Below are 17609 nucleotides of genomic sequence, written 5' to 3' on the forward strand. Positions count from 1 at the left end.
AGATCACGCATTGGCGAAATTCAGCCCGCACTGTTGCTTTAGCCTCGCGCTGCCTTGCTGACCAGCGACAGGCACGTTTCGGTTGCGACCGCCATGTCCTGAACCGAAATCCATTCCAACGGGCCGTGTATGCATTGCATGCCTGTGAAGATATTAGGTGTCGGTGTGCCAAATTCGGTCAGGCGCGAGCCGTCGGTGCCACCCCGGATCGGCACCGAGACCGGCTCGATCCCTTGTTCACGGCAGGCCTCGCGGGCCAGATCAACCGGCGTCATGTCATTTTCCAGCCAATAGCGCATGTTGCGATACTGATGGGAGATGTCGCAGGTGATGGTCGCACGCGGCTCGGTGGCCTGTACGGCGGCGCAGACTTGTCGGACGATCTCGCGCTGGGCTTCCAACGCATCCATCTCGAAATCGCGCAGGATCAGTTTTATCTCCATCTCGGACGAGCCGCCGTTCATATCGGTGACATGGATGAATCCCTGGCGCCCATCCGTCACCTCGGGCGTCATCGTTGCCTGAGGTAGGGTCTGCACGATCTTTGCAGCCAGATGTGCCGCGTTTACCATTTTGTCTTTGGCTAGCCCGGGGTGGATCGACACGCCGGTGATCTTGATTACCGCGCGGTCGGCCGAGAAGCTTTCGTATTCGATTTCACCCAGTTCCTGCCCGTCCAGCGTATAGGCGAAATCCGCGCCCAGATCTTTGGGCAGCTGTTCGGTAACACCGCGCCCGATCTCTTCATCCGGGGTAAAGGCGATGCGAATCGGACCGTGCGGCACGTCCTTGTTCTCAAGCAGGTGTCGCGCCATCGTCATCAGGATTGAAACGCCCGCTTTGTCATCGGCCCCCAGCAGAGTTGTTCCCGACGCAGTGATCAAATCATGCCCGATCTTTTCGGCCAGATAAGGGTGCTCTTCAGGCGACAGCACTAGCTCGGGATCATCAGGGAAAGTAATCTCGCCGCCATTATACCCTTTGATCACCCGAGGCTTCACGCCGGTTGCATTGAACTGAGGCGCGGTGTCGACATGCGCCAGAAACCCGATGGTCGGTCCTTCGGCCGTACCGGGGATGGTTGCCACTACGACGCTGTCACCAGTCATCTCAACATCCTGCGCACCGATTTCGGTAAGCTCTTGCTTCAGCAGGTTCAGCATGTCGAACTGGATTTCGGTGCTGGGGGTCGATGGCGAGGTCTCATCGCTCTGGCTGTCGATGGCGGCATAGCGCACCAGCCGGGTTTCCAGTTCCTGATCGAAACGATTTTTCATTGATGCTCACCTCTCTGACTTGGCGAGATGAGAATGCGCATTCGGGCAGGGAGTCAAGCCGATGGATTGCCCGATTTAAGCGCTCTGAAATTAAGTTTTCGTTATGTACAAGTCGAATAAACCCCTGTCCGGGGTTTGTACAACTCGGAAGATTTACGAACCCAGCTTTTTGCTGACCAGTTCGTTAACGGCCTTCGGGTTGGCCTTGCCGCCGGTGGCCTTCATCACCTGCCCGACGAACCATCCGGCCAGTTTTGGGTTCACCTTGGCCTTCTCAACCTGTGCCGGATTGGCCGAGATGATCTCGTCCAAAGCGGCCTCGATCGCGCCGGTATCTGTCACCTGTTTCATGCCGCGGTCTTCAACGATCTGCGCCGGGTCACCGCCTTCGGTATAGACGATTTCAAACAGATCCTTGGCGATCTTGCCCGAGATGGCATCCGACGAAATCAGATCAATGATACCCGCCAACTGAGCCGGAGACACCGGAGACTCGGTGATGTCGTGGTCTTCTTTTTTCAGGCGACCAAACAGTTCGTTGATGACCCAGTTCGCGGCCAGCTTGCCGCTGCGCCCCTTGGCGACCTCTTCGAAATAAGCAGCCGATTCCACCTCGGCGGTCAGCACCGATGCGTCATAGTCGGTCAGGCCGAACGCACTGATAAAACGAGCTTTTTTATCGTCTGGCAGCTCGGGCAGATTGGCGGCGATGTCATCCACCCATGCCTGTTCGATCTCCAGCGGCAGCAGGTCAGGGTCGGGGAAGTAGCGATAATCATGCGCCTCTTCCTTGGACCGCATCGAGCGTGTCTCGCCCTTGTCCGGGTCGTACAGACGGGTTTCCTGATCGATGGTACCGCCGCCTTCGACGATGGCAATCTGACGGCGGGCTTCGACCTCGATCGCTTGCTGGATAAAGCGCATTGAGTTCATGTTCTTGATCTCGCAGCGCGTGCCCAGATGCGAAAAGTCCTGTGTTTCCTGATACTTCTCGTAAGCACCCGGCAAACAGATCGAGACGTTTACGTCTGCCCGCAGGTTGCCGTTCTGCATGTTACCGTCGCAGGTGCCCAGATAGCGCATGATCTGACGCAACTTGGCGATGTAAGCCGCGGCCTCTTCTGGTCCACGAATATCGGGGCGCGAAACGATCTCCATCAGGCAGACGCCGGTCCGGTTCAGGTCGACAAAGGACATATGCGGATCCATGTCGTGGATCGATTTGCCCGCGTCTTGCTCCATGTGGATGCGTTCGATGCGGACCATGCGCGCGGTGCCGTCACCCATCTCGACCAGAACTTCTCCTTCACCTACAATAGGCTGATAAAGCTGGGAAATCTGGTAGCCCTGCGGCAGGTCGGGATAGAAATAGTTCTTGCGGTCAAAGGCCGATTTCAGGTTGATATCCGCTTTCAGACCCAGCCCGGTGCGCACGGCCTGTTCAACGCAATACTCGTTGATCACTGGCAGCATGCCGGGCATCGCAGCGTCCACGAAGGCCACGTTCGAATTCGGCTCCGCCCCGAATTGGGTTGATGCACCCGAGAACAGCTTGGCATTGGATGAGACCTGAGCGTGCACCTCCATCCCGATCACCAGTTCCCAATCGTGCTTGGCCCCGGCAATGGTTTTGGGTTTGGGCATTTCGTATGTCAGGTCGAGCATGGCGCGCCTCATTTCCGCAGAAGTCTAAGCCTGCGTATTAGGCTCGGCGCGCCAAAGGGGCAAGGGGCAATGGCGCTTTAGTTCCCCGAGAACTGCAGCCCCGACGGTGTAAAGGTCACACTCTGCCCACTGCGCAACTCATCCCGCAACAGATTGGCGATCGCCTTCAGCGCATCGCGGCGACCACGGGCGGCAAAACGCTCGGCCGAGTTGACGCGAAGGCTGTTATTGAACCCGTTAGCCGCATGGGCCCAGATCAGCGGATGCAGTTCGGTCATGTGATCGCGGATCAGCCAGTTTGCGGCCTCGCAAATCTGTTTGCGGGCGATATCGGCGCGCGGGTTCTGGCCCATTCTGTTCTGCAGTGTGACAGAGCAATAGGCCGCCAGCAGGTTGATTGTCTGCTGATCCGGACGACGTGCAACGATATCGCGCAAACCTTCAATGAAGTATTCGACATCCACCCGCGCGCAGGCCTCGTCATCCAGCGCGATGGCGTCGAATTGCACCCAGGTATACCCACCCGCACCCCAATTTTTCTGGGTCCGTGCGGCGTTTCGCAAGGCTTGCACCTCAAGCTGTTCATAGCTGCCGAACCAGCGCGGCAGCAGGTGGCTGCCCATCGCACGCATGTGGCGATGGTTCTGGGGATCCAGCGTGATCAGGGCCTCGTATTTATCAGCAACGCGGGTGCGCGGATCAATGTGTCCTGCCAGCAAGGCGCAATCCGCTGCAGCAATCGCCGGACTGTCGGGCAGCGCAGCGCGGCATTTCGGAAGCAGCGCAGCAGCCCGGTCGAAATGCGCGGCACAACGGGATTGGTGCAGCGCCGGCAGCGTGTCCGGGTGCGCCGTCCCGCGCCAGGCCCACGCCAAATCGATATGGGCCAAGGCAACCACAAGCGTGATCATCGGATCATCGGGATGGTTCTGAATCTCGCCTTCCAATTCCGAGATCCCGCCCAGCAGATCATAGTCTGACAGTGCTTTGCCGTCCGACAGCGCGTGCTCGGCCGCCAAAACCACATCGGACCGGGCCCCAAATGCCAACAGCTCGGAGATCGGCTGCCCGCAAGGGGTAGCCTTGCGCCCCTCATCTGCAGCGCGCATCTCCAGCGACAGTTCTGCCCACATATCCTGCCGCGCCAGATGGCGGCCACGTTCGATCACCTGATGCCCGATCGCATCATTTTCATCTGATTCTGCGATTGGGATGTTCAACTGCCCCGAGGCGACAAGCCATGCAGTAGCATCGGCGACGGACGCAGGCAGAGGTGTAGGGGTGGGATCAGAAGAACCGACAATACGGGCGGCAAAAGCCTTCAAAGACCAAAACATGGCAAAACTCGAACTGGAACAAACTTGTAACCCGTCCAGTTTGCCAAAAAATCTGCTCAAATCAAGACTGCGTCGCGGAGAACCCGCGATTCAGGTGCCAATGTGGCCCAGACTCCATGAATCGTTTCAGAAAACTCTAAAATGATGTCGTTCGACCGCGAATCCCGCCTGATTCAGGACCATTTCGAATTGCTTGTGTGGCGGCAGTGATTCATCGGGTAAACGCACGCGTTTGTCGGATTTCAGAACCGCTGAGACGCGCACCGAGAAATCCCACCGCGTGTCAAACCGGAATCGATCCACCTCGGACAGCTTGAGTTGTCCCTGACGTTGGCCGGTGTGCCAACGCAGGGTTTCATCGGTCAGCTCCATACCTGCGCTGGTGTCCTTGATGACATCCCACAGCGCGGGCAGGGTAGTCAGGGCCAGAAGCGCCATCAGCCACCAGACCGCGTTCAGCAGGATCATCAAAGCGATCAACATCGCGTAAACGCCGATCAGGATCAGAACCGTTCGCTGATTTCGGTTCTGTCGAGTGAACGTAAACGCGGTCATGCGCCCAAGATGCGCGTGACCATTTCGGTCGTGTCCCGGGACAGGTTCGGCGTGCCGGCAATGCGATTCAGTTGTGCAAGTATTAAGGCCTGACGGTCGGCGTCATAGCGTTTCCAAGTTTGGAACACGCTGCTCATCCTGGCGGTGGTCTGCGGGTTTACGGGATCAAGTCGGATCAACCAGTCTGCCAGCAGCGCGTAACCTGCTCCGTTCGCTTGGTGGAAGCCTGCGTGGTTGCCTGCCAGGGATCCCATTAAGGCGCGGAAACGATTTGGGTTTTTCCAATTAAAATCAGCATGCTCGGTCAATCTGTGCGCGGTCTCAACCGATTTTTCCGGTCCGGTCATCAAGACCTGCATGGCGAACCACTTGTCCATGACCAGCCGGTCATGCTGCCATTGATCATAGAAGGCGGCCAGCTCACGTTCGCCTTTGCCCGCGCGTAGCAGACAAGACAACGCGGCCAACTGCAGGGTCATGTTGTCAGCACGTGCATATTGCTCTGCGGCCTTGGCACCTCCATCCAGTCTCGAGGTCAGCGCAAGCGCCGCGCTGCCCAAGGCGCGTTTGCCTGATTGTTCAGCGTCCGGCTGATAAGCCGCGTCCACCAGCGTTTCACTGTTCAGACGAGGGAGCAGGTCTTGGACGTGTTGCGCCGTGGCTTGACGCAAAGTCTCAACCGCTCGCCAGATCGCCATCGGGTCAGGGGTGATGCCCTTGTCAAATAGTGTTGCGGCCAGTTCCGATTGCGTCGGCAGACCCAGCATCAGTGCCCTGTAGGCCGGGTCCAGCGCCTCATTCCGTAGCACTGCCAGCAAGCCGTCAAGGTAGTCGGTATCAGGCGTTGCCTCATCGGTGATCATGCGCAGCAGGGTGTCCTCGGCTAGCGACCGCCCTGCCTGCCAGCGGTTGAACGGGTCGGTGTCATGAGCCAGAAGGAAGGCGCGTTCGGCATTGCTGATCTCATGTTCAAGGATCACAGGGGCCGAGAAATCGCGCAGGATCGAGGGCACAGGTTTGGCCGCGAGACCGGTAAAGTTAAAACTCTGCTCGGCTTCGGTCAGTTCCAGCACTTCGGTCGCACGTATCTCGTCCCCGTTCGGGCCAAGCAGACCCACAGCGATAGGGATGACCTGAGGTTGCTTGTCTTCTTGCCCCGGCGTCGGCTCGGTCCGTTGGCGCAGCGTCAGGGTATAGGTGCCATCGGTCCAATCGTCGGCAACTGAGACACGGGGGGTACCGGATTGGCTGTACCAACGTTTGAACTGGGTCAGGTCGCGGCCCGTAGTGTCTTCGAATACTTTCAGCCAATCTTCGATCGTGCAGGCCTGCCCGTCGTGGCGATCGAAGTACAGGTCCAGTGCTTTGCAGTAGGCCTCATCCCCGACCAGCCGTTTCAGCATCCCGATCACCTCGGCGCCTTTTTCATAGACGGTTGAGGTGTAGAAGTTGTTGATTTCCTGAAAGCTTTCGGGTCGGACCGGGTGCGAGAGCGGCCCGTTATCTTCGGGGAATTGCCGCGCGCGCAGGTCGATGGCATCGTGGATACGTTTTACAGGGGCCGAGCGCATATCCGAAGTGAACTGCGCGTCGCGGAACACAGTCAGCCCCTCCTTCAGGCACAGTTGGAACCAGTCGCGGCAGGTGATGCGGTTGCCGGTCCAGTTGTGGAAATACTCATGTGCGATGATCGCCTCGATCCGTTCGAAATTCATATCGGTCGAGGTTTCAGGGCTGGCCAGAACGGCTGAGGAGTTGAAGATGTTCAGCCCCTTGTTCTCCATCGCGCCCATGTTGAAATCGTCGACGGCCACAATGTTGAACACGTCCAGATCGTATTCACGGCCATAGACGTCCTCATCCCATTTCATCGACTTTTTAAGGGCTTCCATGCCAAAGGCGCATTTGCCTTCATCGCCGGGGCGGACCCAGAGATTTAGTTCGACGTCGCGACCGGATTTGGTGGTGAACTGGCCGGGATGGGCGATCAGCTCTCCGGCGACCAGCGCGAACAGATAGGCGGGTTTGGGCCATGGATCGACCCATTCAGCCCAGCCCTCGCCTTTGCCCGAAGGGTTGCCGTTCGATAGCAGCACGGGAAGGTCGCCATTGATGCGCACCGTGAAGGTAGACATCACATCCGGGCGGTCGGGGTAATAGGTGATCTTGCGAAACCCTTCGGCCTCGCATTGGGTGCAATACATGCCCTTCGACATATACAGCCCCTCAAGCGCGGTGTTGTTGCCGGGATCAATCTCGACCACGGCCTCCCACACGAAAGGCGCGTCGGGCACCGTTGCGGTGAGGCCTTCGGCGGTCACTTCAGGCGTGATCACTTCACCATCAATTGCGGCACGGATCAGCTTTAGCTCTTCGCCATGCAGAAAAAACGTGCGGTCGGTCGCCTCGGGGTTCGGGCGGAAGGCGATGCGGGAAGTGACGCGAGTGGCGTGTGCGGCCAGATCGAAGGTCAGATGCACACTGTCCACTAGAAACCCGAACGGAGTGTAGTCTTTCAGATAAATCGTTGTGGGGGCGGCGTCGCGCATCGGGGGCCTCATCGACTGGGAATCTGGCGCGACGTTATGGGCTTCGCGCGGACGCTGCAACCGATGTGCCATTGCCGCTGTTCATTTGAGACGGTTCGCGCTGGGTCAAATGCCCCTCATGTCGGGACAGAAGTTGCCTATCGGAAACGAACGCCCTAATTGAGGAGCGCATACAATGGCACACAATCGTAGGGGATTCGGAATATGAGCAGCAGAGAGACCCGCAACGGGCTGCAGATTGACCCGGTTCTGGTGGATTTCATCGAACAGAAGGCGCTGCCGGGCACGGAAGTTTCGGCAATTGATTTCTGGGCGGGTCTGGCGCGCTTGGCCAATGAACTTGGGCCGAAAAACCGGGCGCTGCTGGACAAGCGGGCTGACATTCAGGGCCGGATCGATGGCTGGCACGCGGCGCGGCGGGGGTTGCCCATTGACGCGGCTGAATATCAGTCTTTTCTGCGTGAGATTGGGTATCTGGTAGAGGAAGGCGACGATTTCGAGATCGAGACAGCCAATGTCGACCCTGAAATCGCGCTAATCCCCGGACCGCAATTGGTTGTGCCAATCACCAACGCGCGCTTTGCGTTGAATGCCGCAAATGCGCGCTGGGGCAGTTTATATGATGCGCTTTATGGAACAGATGCGTTAGGCGATCTGCCGACAGGCAAGGCTTATGACGCCGGGCGCGGTGCGCGGGTCATCGCCTGGGCGAAGGCGTTCCTGGATGAGGCTGTGCCGCTATCCGAAGGGTCCTGGGCGGAGGTCTCCGGGTTAAGCGTTAGGGACGGTGCGCTGATACCGAAGCTCGCCGACCCGTCTCAGTTCGCAGGCTACGCTGGCGCGGCTGAAGCACCGGAGTTTGTATTGCTGCGCAACAACGGGTTGCACATTCAAGTCAGGATTGATGCGCATAGCACAATTGGCGCCACCGATCCTGCAGGTATTTCTGATGTCCGTTTGGAATCCGCGCTTTCGACCATCATGGATTGCGAGGATTCTGTTGCTTGTGTCGACGCGACCGACAAGGTGTTGGCCTATGGAAACTGGCTTGGCTTGATGGCCGGCAACCTGACCGAAGAGGTTACGAAAGGCGGCACAACCTTCACGCGCAAGCTTGCTGGGGATTTGGCCTACATGGCTCCGAATGGCACGCCAGCCACTCTGAAAGGTCGGTCGCTGATGCTGGTGCGAAATGTGGGCCATCTAATGACGAACCCCGCAGTGCTGGATGCCGAAGGGCGCGAGATTGGTGAAGGTTTGATGGACGCGCTCTGCACAACGCTGATCGCCATGCATGACCTGAAGCGCGAGGGCGGGAACTCGGTCAAGGGGTCGGTCTATGTGGTCAAACCCAAGATGCACGGGCCCGAGGAGGTGGCGTTTTCGGTCGAGATTTTCGACATGGTCGAGGACATCCTGGGCCTGCCGCGCAATACGGTGAAGCTGGGCATTATGGATGAAGAGCGGCGCACATCGGCCAACCTCAAGGAATGCATCCGGGCCGCAAAATCGCGCGTGGCCTTTATCAATACCGGATTCCTGGATCGGACGGGGGATGAGATTCATACTTCTATGGAAGCAGGCCCGATGCTGCCGAAGGGCGATATCAAGGATACGCCATGGATTGCGTCTTACGAGGATCGCAATGTGGATATCGGACTGGTCTGCGGCCTGAAAGGCAGAGCGCAAATTGGCAAGGGTATGTGGGCCATGCCCGATCGGATGGCGGACATGCTGGCGACCAAGATCGGCCACCCGCAATCCGGTGCAACCTGCGCCTGGGTGCCGTCACCTACTGCGGCAACGCTTCATGCAACCCACTATCACAAGATCGATGTGTTGGCGCGCCAGGATGAATTGGCTGCTGATGGGGCTCGTGGTACGTTGAATGATCTGCTGACCATACCTCTGCTGGGCGGTCGTAATCTCAGCGCTGGTGAGATCACCCGTGAGATCGAAAACAACGCACAAGGAATCTTGGGTTATGTTGTGCGCTGGATTGATCAGGGTGTTGGCTGCTCGAAAGTTCCGGATATCAACGACATAGGACTGATGGAGGACCGCGCGACCTGTCGGATTTCTTCGCAGGCGCTGGCCAACTGGTTGCATCACGATGTGGTCAGTCAGGAACAGGTGATGGCGGCGATGCAGAAAATGGCCGCGGTAGTGGACCGTCAGAACGAAGGAGACTCGGCCTACAGGCCCATGGCACCGGGTTTTGACGGGGTGGCGTTTCAGGCGGCTTGTGATCTGGTGTTCCGGGGGCGGGTGCAGCCCTCGGGTTATACCGAGCCTGTGCTGCACGCCCGTCGCCTGGAACTGAAGGCAAGTTTGAGCTAGGGGCAACGGCAGGTACGAGGGGGCTGTCTGCCCCCTCGTGCTCCCCCGAAGGTATTTTTGGCCAGATGAAAAGGATCGGGCATGAACATTTCATTGCGCAAAGCGCGGACCATCATTCGGAAAGCTCTGGAAAAAGGGCGCGAGATGGAGCTGAAACCGCTCTCGGTTGTTGTCCTGGACGCCGGAGGCCACGTGATCTCGTTCGAACGCGAAGATGGCGCCGCGCCGGGGCGTTTTGCAATCGCACATGGCAAGGCTTACGGATCGGTAATGCTAGGTATGGCGGGCACCGCGCAGATGCAGCGGGCCGAAGGGCAGGCCTATTTCATGGCGGCCGTGAACGGGGTTTATGGCGGTCAGGTTGTTCCGGTTCCTGGCGGTGTGCTGCTGCGTGACCGCAAGGGTGCGGTGGTTGGTGCCGTTGGTGTAACCGGCGACACTTCTGATAATGACGCAGCGGCCGCGTTGGCAGGTATCGAAGCCGCTGGGTTGACGGGCGAGATCTGACCCCTTTATCGAACTTCATCAGGGATGTGCGTCGCTGAACACGCGCTTGCGCTACCATGCAGGGTCTGTGCCGTTGCGCGCGGCCAAACCTGCCGATAGGTTTTGCAGGAAATGAGCGATACAAGGGACTTGGAATGGCGCGCCCCGTCGTTGGAATAATCGGCAACTCTTATCTGATGAATGATCAGTATCCGACCCATGCGGGCGGAACGATGAATTCCGAGGCGGTCTCGAACGTGTCTGACTGTCTGCCGCTACTGATCCCCGCCGACCCGCGTTATGTAGCGGTTGATGAGTTGCTCGAGGTTTGCGACGGCTTCCTGCTGACCGGCGGCCGTCCGAACGTTCACCCCGAAGAATATGGCGAGCCCGCAACCGAGGCGCATGGTGAGTTTGACCGCGCGCGGGATGCAATCACGCTGCCTCTGATCCGGGCTTGTGCTGAGCGGGGTCAGCCGTTCTTTGGGATTTGTCGCGGGTTTCAAGAAGTAAACGTCGCCTTGGGTGGTACGCTCTACCCTGAGATTCGTGACCTCCCAGGGCGTCAGAACCACCGGATGCCACCCGACGGCACTTTGGAGGAGAAGTTTGCTCTGCGCCATGTCGTGTCGCTAACCGAAGGTGGAGTGTTCCACCGCCTGCTGGGCGCGGCCGAAGTGATGACCAATACGTTACACGGACAAGGGATTAAGACGCTGGGCGAGAATGTGGTGATCGATGGCCACGCGCCTGATGGCACGCCCGAGGCGATCTATGTCGAGGATGCCCCCGGCTTTACCCTTTCGGTCCAATGGCACCCTGAATGGGACGCGGCGAATGACCCGGTCTCGCGGCCATTGTTCAAGGAATTTGGTCGCGCCGTATACGATTGGAAAAACGCGAAAACGGTCGGGGCGATCCGGCAGTCTGCTTAGTCACGCTAATCTGTCGATGGATCGTTCTAAGGTTTGCCGGCAACATTCGAATAAAAAGATAATTGGATATCTTCCCTGAACCGCGAATTTGCGCCGAGATACCCTTGGCCATATTCAAATCTGACTGGGTTCGGAGCAGTTCATGCACAGCTTTTCAGGAAAGTACCCTCGCGGTTTAAGAGAATTCGTTCCTGCGGCACTTTTTTTGGCGGTCCTGGGAACTGCTGGGCATGCGCAACAATGCAGCTCGGCCGGAGACCTGCTTTACATCGGGCGAACACCTGACTCTTCATCCTCATTGTGGTTATCGCAGACGGAAAGCGGTGCTTTTCGTCTGGAAGCTGCACAGGGCAACACGACCGTTGATACCTGGAGCCGATCTCGGCCTGGAGTTCATCTAAGCTTGTCTCCCTTCGTATCTAATGGATCAGGGGGCGTTCATCGTCTGTTCAAACGCGGAGGGGCACCAAATGGGCGCGACTGTCTGATCGATACGCAAAACCAAAAAAGAGATTGGACGCTGCCGGGTTGGGGTGGTGGCAATGGTGGCGGCGGGGGAGGAAACGGAGGCGGCTCGGGTGGATCCGGCGGCGGTTCCGGGGGTGGCTTCGGCGGTGGCGGCGGCTCGGGTGGATCAGGTGGCGGATTCGGAGGCGGGGGCGGCTTTGGAGGCGGCGGTTCCGGGGGTGGCTTCGGCGGTGGCGGCGGCTCGGGCGGATCCGGTGGTGGCTCTGGTGGTGGATCCGGTGGTGGCTCTGGTGGCGGTTCCGGAGGGTCGGGCGGTGGAATTGGCAACATAGGCGAGACAGGTCGACCCGTTAATCCGCTCTACGTAAGTGGGCGACCATCGGGCGACGACCAAGCCTGCGTGGCGGATGCGACGGGTAAGCTTGACCCTGCCTTGTGCGATCCGGTTGTCGGCCCTCCGCTGACGGAGGGGCGCGAGTTTGGGCCAGAATCTGTTTGGAATATATGGACCAATTTCACCTACACAGACATTGAAGACACCCGTGGAAACAGCGAACTGGATGTGAACGACAGCTTTTTCGAAATTGGAATCGACCGTCTTGTCCAAGAAAACCTCGTGCTTGGTTTGCAGCTTGAATACGAAAACACTCAGCTGGACGGCTTTCAGGGGCAGTTTTCTCAGGATACTTCGGGATTCGCGATCGGACCCTATTTCGCCTGGCGGATGTCTGAGAGGTGGGTTCTAAACGGTCTCGCCACGGTCGGTCGCTTCTCCACGGATGTGGATGTGCTGGAGCTGAGCGGTGATTTTGATCGCACCCGTTGGCGCGCGAATCTCGAGGCAATCGGACAATATGAGGCTGGAGCTTACTTAATTCGTCCGTCGATCTCGTTTGATTACTATAATTACAGTGCCGAGGATTACGATCTCACCGGGACGTATCTGGGAAATCCAGCCGAGTTTATTGGTGAAATCCAAGAAGCAAAATACAGTGCCCTAACGCCCGAGGTCGAAGTAAGTCGTCCGTTCTTCAATGGCAACTCTGTCATTTCACCTTATGCATCGCTCAGCGCGACCTATTGGTTTGAACGCGAGAACTTAGGGGGTGGAACAGTTGCAAACACTGACAATGATGTTGTTTGGTCAACCCGTTTGGGTGTGAGAGGACGCACAAGCAAGACGGTGTTTCTGGAGGCTTCAATCGGATATCTCGACATGTTCGAAAGTGATTTTGAAGCGACGGAAGCTGCAATCTTTCTCTCTGTCAACTTCTAAGGCCATCAGGAAGAGCGAGCGCCGACCCAGAACCGGGTCGGCGCAAATTGATCATACGAGCAAGTCGAACTGCTTGTTCAGCGGCAAGCTGCGCGCGCGTTGGCCGGTCAGGTCGAACAGCGCGTTGCCCAAAGCGGGCATCGACGGCGGGGTTCCCGGTTCACCGACACCACCCAGATGTTTGTTGGTCTCGAGTATCCGGACTTCCGTGATCGGTGTGCTTTGCATCCGTAACGCATCATAATCCGGGAAATTATACTGTTCGACCTCACCATCGGCAAAGGTGATCTCTTCTTGAGCGGCGGCGGACAATCCGTAGATCATGCCGCCGATCATCTGCGCCTCGACTGTCGCCGGATCCAAAGCCAAGCCGACATCGCAGGCGATCCAGGCCTTGTTGATGCGGATGGTGCCGTCATCGTCAACCACTTCGATCACCTGTGCGACCGGAGTGCCAAAGCTGAAGGCCATTGCCACGCCACGTCCGACACCATCGGGGGTTTTGCCGGTCCAGCCTGACATCTCTTTCACGGCCTCTAGGCACCCCGCAGCCGGGGCGAACTCGGACCTTGCCAACTCCAGCCGGAACTCCAGCGGGTCGCGCCCGGCGGCATGGGCCATTTCATCCAGGAAGGTCTCGTGGAAGAAGGCATTATGGCTGTTGCCGACCGAGCGCCAGAAGCCCACCGGCACGGACAGATCGGCGACATGACCGCTCATGCGGTAGTTGGGCACCGCGTAGGGCTGGTTAAAAAATCCCTCAACCAGAACCTTGTCGGGGCCACCGCCTGAGAAACCCGTAACACGTTCAACCGCCTGATGGGTCGGCGATTGCGAGGCGACCTTGCCGTCGATCAGAACGGCCTTGCCATCCTTCACTGCCCCTCGCATGCGCGCCATCGCGCCGGGGCGGTAGAAATCGTGACGCATATCCTCTTCGCGGCTCCACGTCGTTTGCACAGGGGTGCCTGGAATGGCCATGGCGACCTTTGTGGCGATCTCGCCGAAATCCAACTCGCCCCGGCGGCCGAAACCGCCGCCCAGATAGGTGGTGTGAATCTCGACGGCTTCGGTGTCCAGACCGGCGGTGTTGGCTGCGCGGATCTGGATCAGGGTCGGGGCCTGATTGCCGCACCACAGGTCCAGCTTGTTACTGGTATAGAGCGCCGTGGCGTTCATCGGTTCCATTGTGGCGTGGGCCAGATAGGGCACGGTATATTCTGCCGTAATCTCGGTGGCACCTTCAGGAAGCGTTTCGACATCGCCTTCATCGCGCATGGTCGAGTTCGGGGCGTCATCAAACGCCTTGGCAATTTGCGCGAATACCGCATCAGTATCGGGCGGATAGGGGGCATCGCCCCAATTCACGTCAATCGCCTCGACCGCCTGCATGGCAATCCAAGTGTTGTTGGCAATCACCGCGACGCCCGTGCCCAGATCGACGATCTTTTCAACGCCGGGCATGGTTTCTGCAGCACTGGCGTCAAAGCCGTTCATTGCCCCGCCCAGCTTGGGGTTCATGCGGACCGAGGCGAATTTCAGGCCCTCGGGGCGCACGTCGATGCCAAAGGTGGCGGTGCCGGTGGATTTGCCCGGAATGTCGACGCGGGGCAGGGATTTGCCGATCAAACGCCATTCGGACGGATCACGCAGGGAAACCTCGGGCGGTTCGATCTGGCCTGCGGCCTCGGCCAGTTCGCTATAGGGAATGCGCGTGCCATCCGGGGCAACCACAGCACCATTTTCGGTCATGAGTTGATCGCGATCGACCCCCAGTTGGTCCGCGGCAGCCTGCTTCAAGGTTTCTCGCGCAGTAGCGCCGGCCATCCGCATCCGTTCGAACCCGTCTTTCATCGAGGTTGAACCGCCGGTAACCTGCAGGCTTAACGTTTTGCCCAGAACACCCAGTGCCTCACCCAGATTGTGCTGGAAATCCGAGATGTCATAGCCCTTGCCTGGCAGGCTTTCACCCATAAGAGCATGGTTGTAATAGGCGGCAGCAGCAGGTCCGTGCAGCACACGGATTTCGTCCAGCTCAACATCCAGCTCCTCGGCGATCAGTGCTGCCCAGGTGGTCATAACGCCCTGACCCATTTCAGCGCGGGGCGCGAACAGGGTCACGCCCTGCTGGTCGATCAGAACAAAGGGGCTAAGCGCGGTTTCCCCGTCACGCGGTTTCAGCGGGTTCGCAGCTGGACGCGTGACGTAGTAGGCACCGAAGGCCACTCCACCTACGATGGCGGCAGATCCGATCAGGAATGTGCGGCGAACGATTTTACCGATACGTCCCATGGCTCAAGCCTCCTTCAACTTGGCAGCGGCATCGTGGATGGCCGCGCGGATGCGAGGATAGGTGCCACAGCGGCAAAGGTTGCCTTGCATCGCATCGTCGATGTCTTCGTCCGTTGGGGCCGGGTTTTCAGCCAGTAGCGATGCGGCCTGCATGATCTGGCCCGACTGGCAGTAACCACATTGGGCCACTTGGTGGTCAACCCAGGCCTTCTGGATCGTTGCCATGGCGTCAGGCGTGCCAAGCCCCTCGATCGTGGTGACATCACCCCAAACATCCGAGAGCGCTACCTGGCAGGACCGCACGGCCTCACCATCAATATGAACGGTGCAGGCACCGCAGGCAGCCACACCACAGCCGAACTTGGTACCGGTTAGTCCAACCTCATCACGCAGAACCCATAACAAGGGCACATCATCAGGCAGATCAACCTGATGGGTCTTTCCGTTGATCTTAAGGGCCGTCGCCATGGCGCACCTCTCTTAGCTTTGGCTGGTTTCTGACATAATTAATGAAAAGTGTCAGCTTGTCAATTGACAAAATGAACAAGAAGTGTCAGAGGTTCTCGCATGACGAGTGTAAGTGAAGATTCCAAGACAGCGGCCATTCTGAAATCGGCATTTCAGGCCTTTGCGACCTATGGGTTTAAGAAAACTTCGATGGATGACATTGCCAAAGGGGCAGGGATGTCCCGGCCTGCGGTCTATCTGCATTTCAAGAATAAAGAGGCCATCGTTCGCGAACTGACGCAGTTTTATTATGGCGAGAAAGTTACCCTAGTCGCTGAAGCCTTGGCCAGCGAAGGTCCTTTGCCTCAGATCCTCGCTCAGGCGATCGAGGCGCAATCAAACGGGATGGCTGAAATTTTGGCCTCACCTCATGGGCTTGAAATGCTGGACGCGACCAAATCCATGTCGACGGATATCGTTCAGGAGGGCGAGGCCAAATTGACGCAACTTTACGCCGAATGGTTACGGCGCGAGGATGCGGCAGGTCGCGCGCATTTGCCTGTCGGCCCGGATGAGGCCGCAAAGACAATCACCACATCGCTGAAGGGCGTCAAGATGACGGCCTCCAGCGCTGAAGAGTTCGAACAAGGCATTTCGCAATTGGCCACGCTTTTGGGCGCGGCGCTTGAGGTCAGGTGACGCGCTGACGGATTTTGTATTCCGGTTTGTCCCACAGCTTGTTGGTTATGATATCGGCCAGAATTTGGGCGGCCTGTTCTACATCCCCTTCATCGACATATAGCGGTGTGAAGCCAAACCGCATGATATCGGGCGCTCGGAAATCGCCGATCACGCCACGCGCGATCAAAGCCTGCATGGCAGCGTATCCTTCATCAAAATGAAACGATACTTGACTTCCGCGCTGGGCTGGATCGCGGGGGCTTGCGAGTGTCAATCCCCGGCAGGTAGCCTCAACCCGGGTAATGAACAATTCGGTCAATTCGATTGACTTGGCGCGCACATCGGCCATTTCAGCCATGTCCCAGATATCCATCGCTGCCGACAGCGCTGCCATCTGAATGACCGGAGGGGTTCCGACCCGCATCCTCTCTATTCCCGCGCCGGGGCGATAGTCGAGATCGAAGGCAAAGGGGGCTTCATGCCCCAACCAGCCCGAAAGCGCCGGGCGCACGCGATCCGACAGGCGCGGAGCGACGTAGACGAACGCTGGCGCACCGGGACCGCCATTGAGGTACTTATACGTGCAGCCAACAGCGAAATCCGCGTTGCAACCGGACAGATCTACCGGGATTGCCCCCGCAGAATGGGCAAGGTCCCAGACGGTCACGACACCGTTCGCGTGGGCCAGTTCGGTCAAAGCCTTCATGTCATGCATACGGCCGGAACGATAATCGACCTCGGTCAGCATCAGAACGGCGACCTCTTCGGTGATATGTGCAGCGACGTTTTCGGGATCGACCACGCGCAGTTCGTAATCCGTCCCCAGTGATCGCAACAGCCCATCTGCCATGTAAAGATCCGACGGGAAGTTGCCGTTGTCCGACAGGACGACCTTGCGGGTCGGGTTCAGCTCCAGCGCTGAGGCGACCGCCTGATAAACCTTGATCGACAGAGTGTCGCCCACCACGACGCTGCCGGGCTCTGCCCCGATCAGCCGTCCGATCCGATCCCCCAGGCCGGTCGGCATACCCATCCACCCGGCTTTGTTCCAGCCGGTGATCAGCAACTGACCCCATTCGTCCTTCATCATGCTTCCTACACGGTCACTGGCTGATTTCGGCAACGGGCCCAGAGAGTTACCGTCGAGATAAAGAACGCCCTCGGGCAGGTGAAACATGGATTTGGTTTTGGCGAAATCGGTCATGGCGAGGCTTTGTCTTTCTGAAACAGTCAGGTTGTAACTGGCTATCTGATACCGTTGTGTCTGTCTATTGGTGCGGGTTGTCCAGCGCCCTGGGTCG

13 protein-coding genes are annotated in these 17609 nt (G+C 58.3%); 5 read left to right on the plus strand and 8 right to left on the minus strand.

From position 1 onward, the window contains the following. Window positions 1-38: 38 nt before the first annotated feature. The 5 genes from pepT to pepN all read right to left on the minus strand — a co-directional run bounded on the left by pepT (window position 39) and on the right by pepN (window position 7383). Window positions 39-1277, minus strand: a complete 1239-nt coding sequence (gene pepT, locus ACR0A1_RS01345) for a peptidase T (protein WP_170424176.1) — start codon at window positions 1275-1277, stop codon at window positions 39-41. 153 nt (window positions 1278-1430) lie between these two features. Further along, window positions 1431-2942, minus strand: a complete 1512-nt coding sequence (gene gatB / locus ACR0A1_RS01350; RefSeq protein ID WP_170612191.1) for an Asp-tRNA(Asn)/Glu-tRNA(Gln) amidotransferase subunit GatB — start codon at window positions 2940-2942, stop codon at window positions 1431-1433. A gap of 77 nt (window positions 2943-3019) precedes the next feature. Further along, window positions 3020-4279 carry a hypothetical protein gene (locus tag ACR0A1_RS01355; RefSeq protein ID WP_170733179.1) on the minus strand — a complete coding sequence of 420 codons (1260 nt, stop codon included), beginning with the start codon at window positions 4277-4279 and terminating at the stop codon, window positions 3020-3022. 126 nt (window positions 4280-4405) lie between these two features. After that, window positions 4406-4834 carry a hypothetical protein gene (locus ACR0A1_RS01360; RefSeq protein ID WP_170397141.1) on the minus strand — a complete coding sequence of 143 codons (429 nt, stop codon included), beginning with the start codon at window positions 4832-4834 and terminating at the stop codon, window positions 4406-4408. Then, window positions 4831-7383, minus strand: coding sequence for an aminopeptidase N (gene pepN, locus ACR0A1_RS01365; RefSeq protein ID WP_480865931.1), 2553 nt, complete (start codon window positions 7381-7383; stop codon window positions 4831-4833). Before pepN ends, ACR0A1_RS01360 begins: the two co-directional genes overlap by 4 nt. Window positions 7384-7587: 204 nt before the next feature. Here pepN and ACR0A1_RS01370 point away from each other — a divergent pair, with 204 nt between their 5' ends. The 4 genes from ACR0A1_RS01370 to ACR0A1_RS01385 all read left to right on the plus strand — a co-directional run bounded on the left by ACR0A1_RS01370 (window position 7588) and on the right by ACR0A1_RS01385 (window position 12888). Beyond that, window positions 7588-9723, plus strand: a complete 2136-nt coding sequence (locus ACR0A1_RS01370; RefSeq protein WP_480865933.1) for a malate synthase G — start codon at window positions 7588-7590, stop codon at window positions 9721-9723. Between the two features lie 81 nt (window positions 9724-9804). Next, on the plus strand, window positions 9805-10230 hold the full coding sequence (locus ACR0A1_RS01375; protein ID WP_170466015.1) for a GlcG/HbpS family heme-binding protein: 426 nt from the start codon (window positions 9805-9807) through the stop codon (window positions 10228-10230). A gap of 134 nt (window positions 10231-10364) precedes the next feature. Further along, window positions 10365-11144, plus strand: coding sequence for a gamma-glutamyl-gamma-aminobutyrate hydrolase family protein (locus tag ACR0A1_RS01380; protein WP_170397133.1), 780 nt, complete (start codon window positions 10365-10367; stop codon window positions 11142-11144). A 403-nt stretch (window positions 11145-11547) separates the two neighbouring features. Beyond that, window positions 11548-12888 carry an autotransporter outer membrane beta-barrel domain-containing protein gene (locus ACR0A1_RS01385; RefSeq protein ID WP_480865936.1) on the plus strand — a complete coding sequence of 447 codons (1341 nt, stop codon included), beginning with the start codon at window positions 11548-11550 and terminating at the stop codon, window positions 12886-12888. 51 nt (window positions 12889-12939) lie between these two features. Here the strand turns inward: ACR0A1_RS01385 and ACR0A1_RS01390 are convergent, their stop codons facing one another. Continuing rightward, a complete protein-coding gene (locus ACR0A1_RS01390; protein ID WP_480865938.1) occupies window positions 12940-15180 on the minus strand; it encodes a xanthine dehydrogenase family protein molybdopterin-binding subunit in 2241 nt (746 codons plus the stop codon). A 3-nt stretch (window positions 15181-15183) separates the two neighbouring features. Then, window positions 15184-15648, minus strand: coding sequence for a (2Fe-2S)-binding protein (locus tag ACR0A1_RS01395; RefSeq protein ID WP_170397127.1), 465 nt, complete (start codon window positions 15646-15648; stop codon window positions 15184-15186). A gap of 99 nt (window positions 15649-15747) precedes the next feature. Here ACR0A1_RS01395 and ACR0A1_RS01400 point away from each other — a divergent pair, with 99 nt between their 5' ends. Next, the gene (locus tag ACR0A1_RS01400; protein ID WP_170424159.1) at window positions 15748-16326 is read left to right on the plus strand and encodes a TetR/AcrR family transcriptional regulator; all 579 of its coding nucleotides are present in this window, start codon (window positions 15748-15750) and stop codon (window positions 16324-16326) included. Here ACR0A1_RS01400 and kynU read toward each other — a convergent pair. Beyond that, on the minus strand, window positions 16319-17512 hold the full coding sequence (kynU, locus tag ACR0A1_RS01405; RefSeq protein WP_480865940.1) for a kynureninase: 1194 nt from the start codon (window positions 17510-17512) through the stop codon (window positions 16319-16321). The two genes, ACR0A1_RS01400 and kynU, sit on opposite strands and share 8 nt — an antisense overlap. Between the last annotated feature and the right edge of the window lie 97 nt (window positions 17513-17609).

It is taken from the genome of Ruegeria sp. D6, assembly GCF_056534365.1.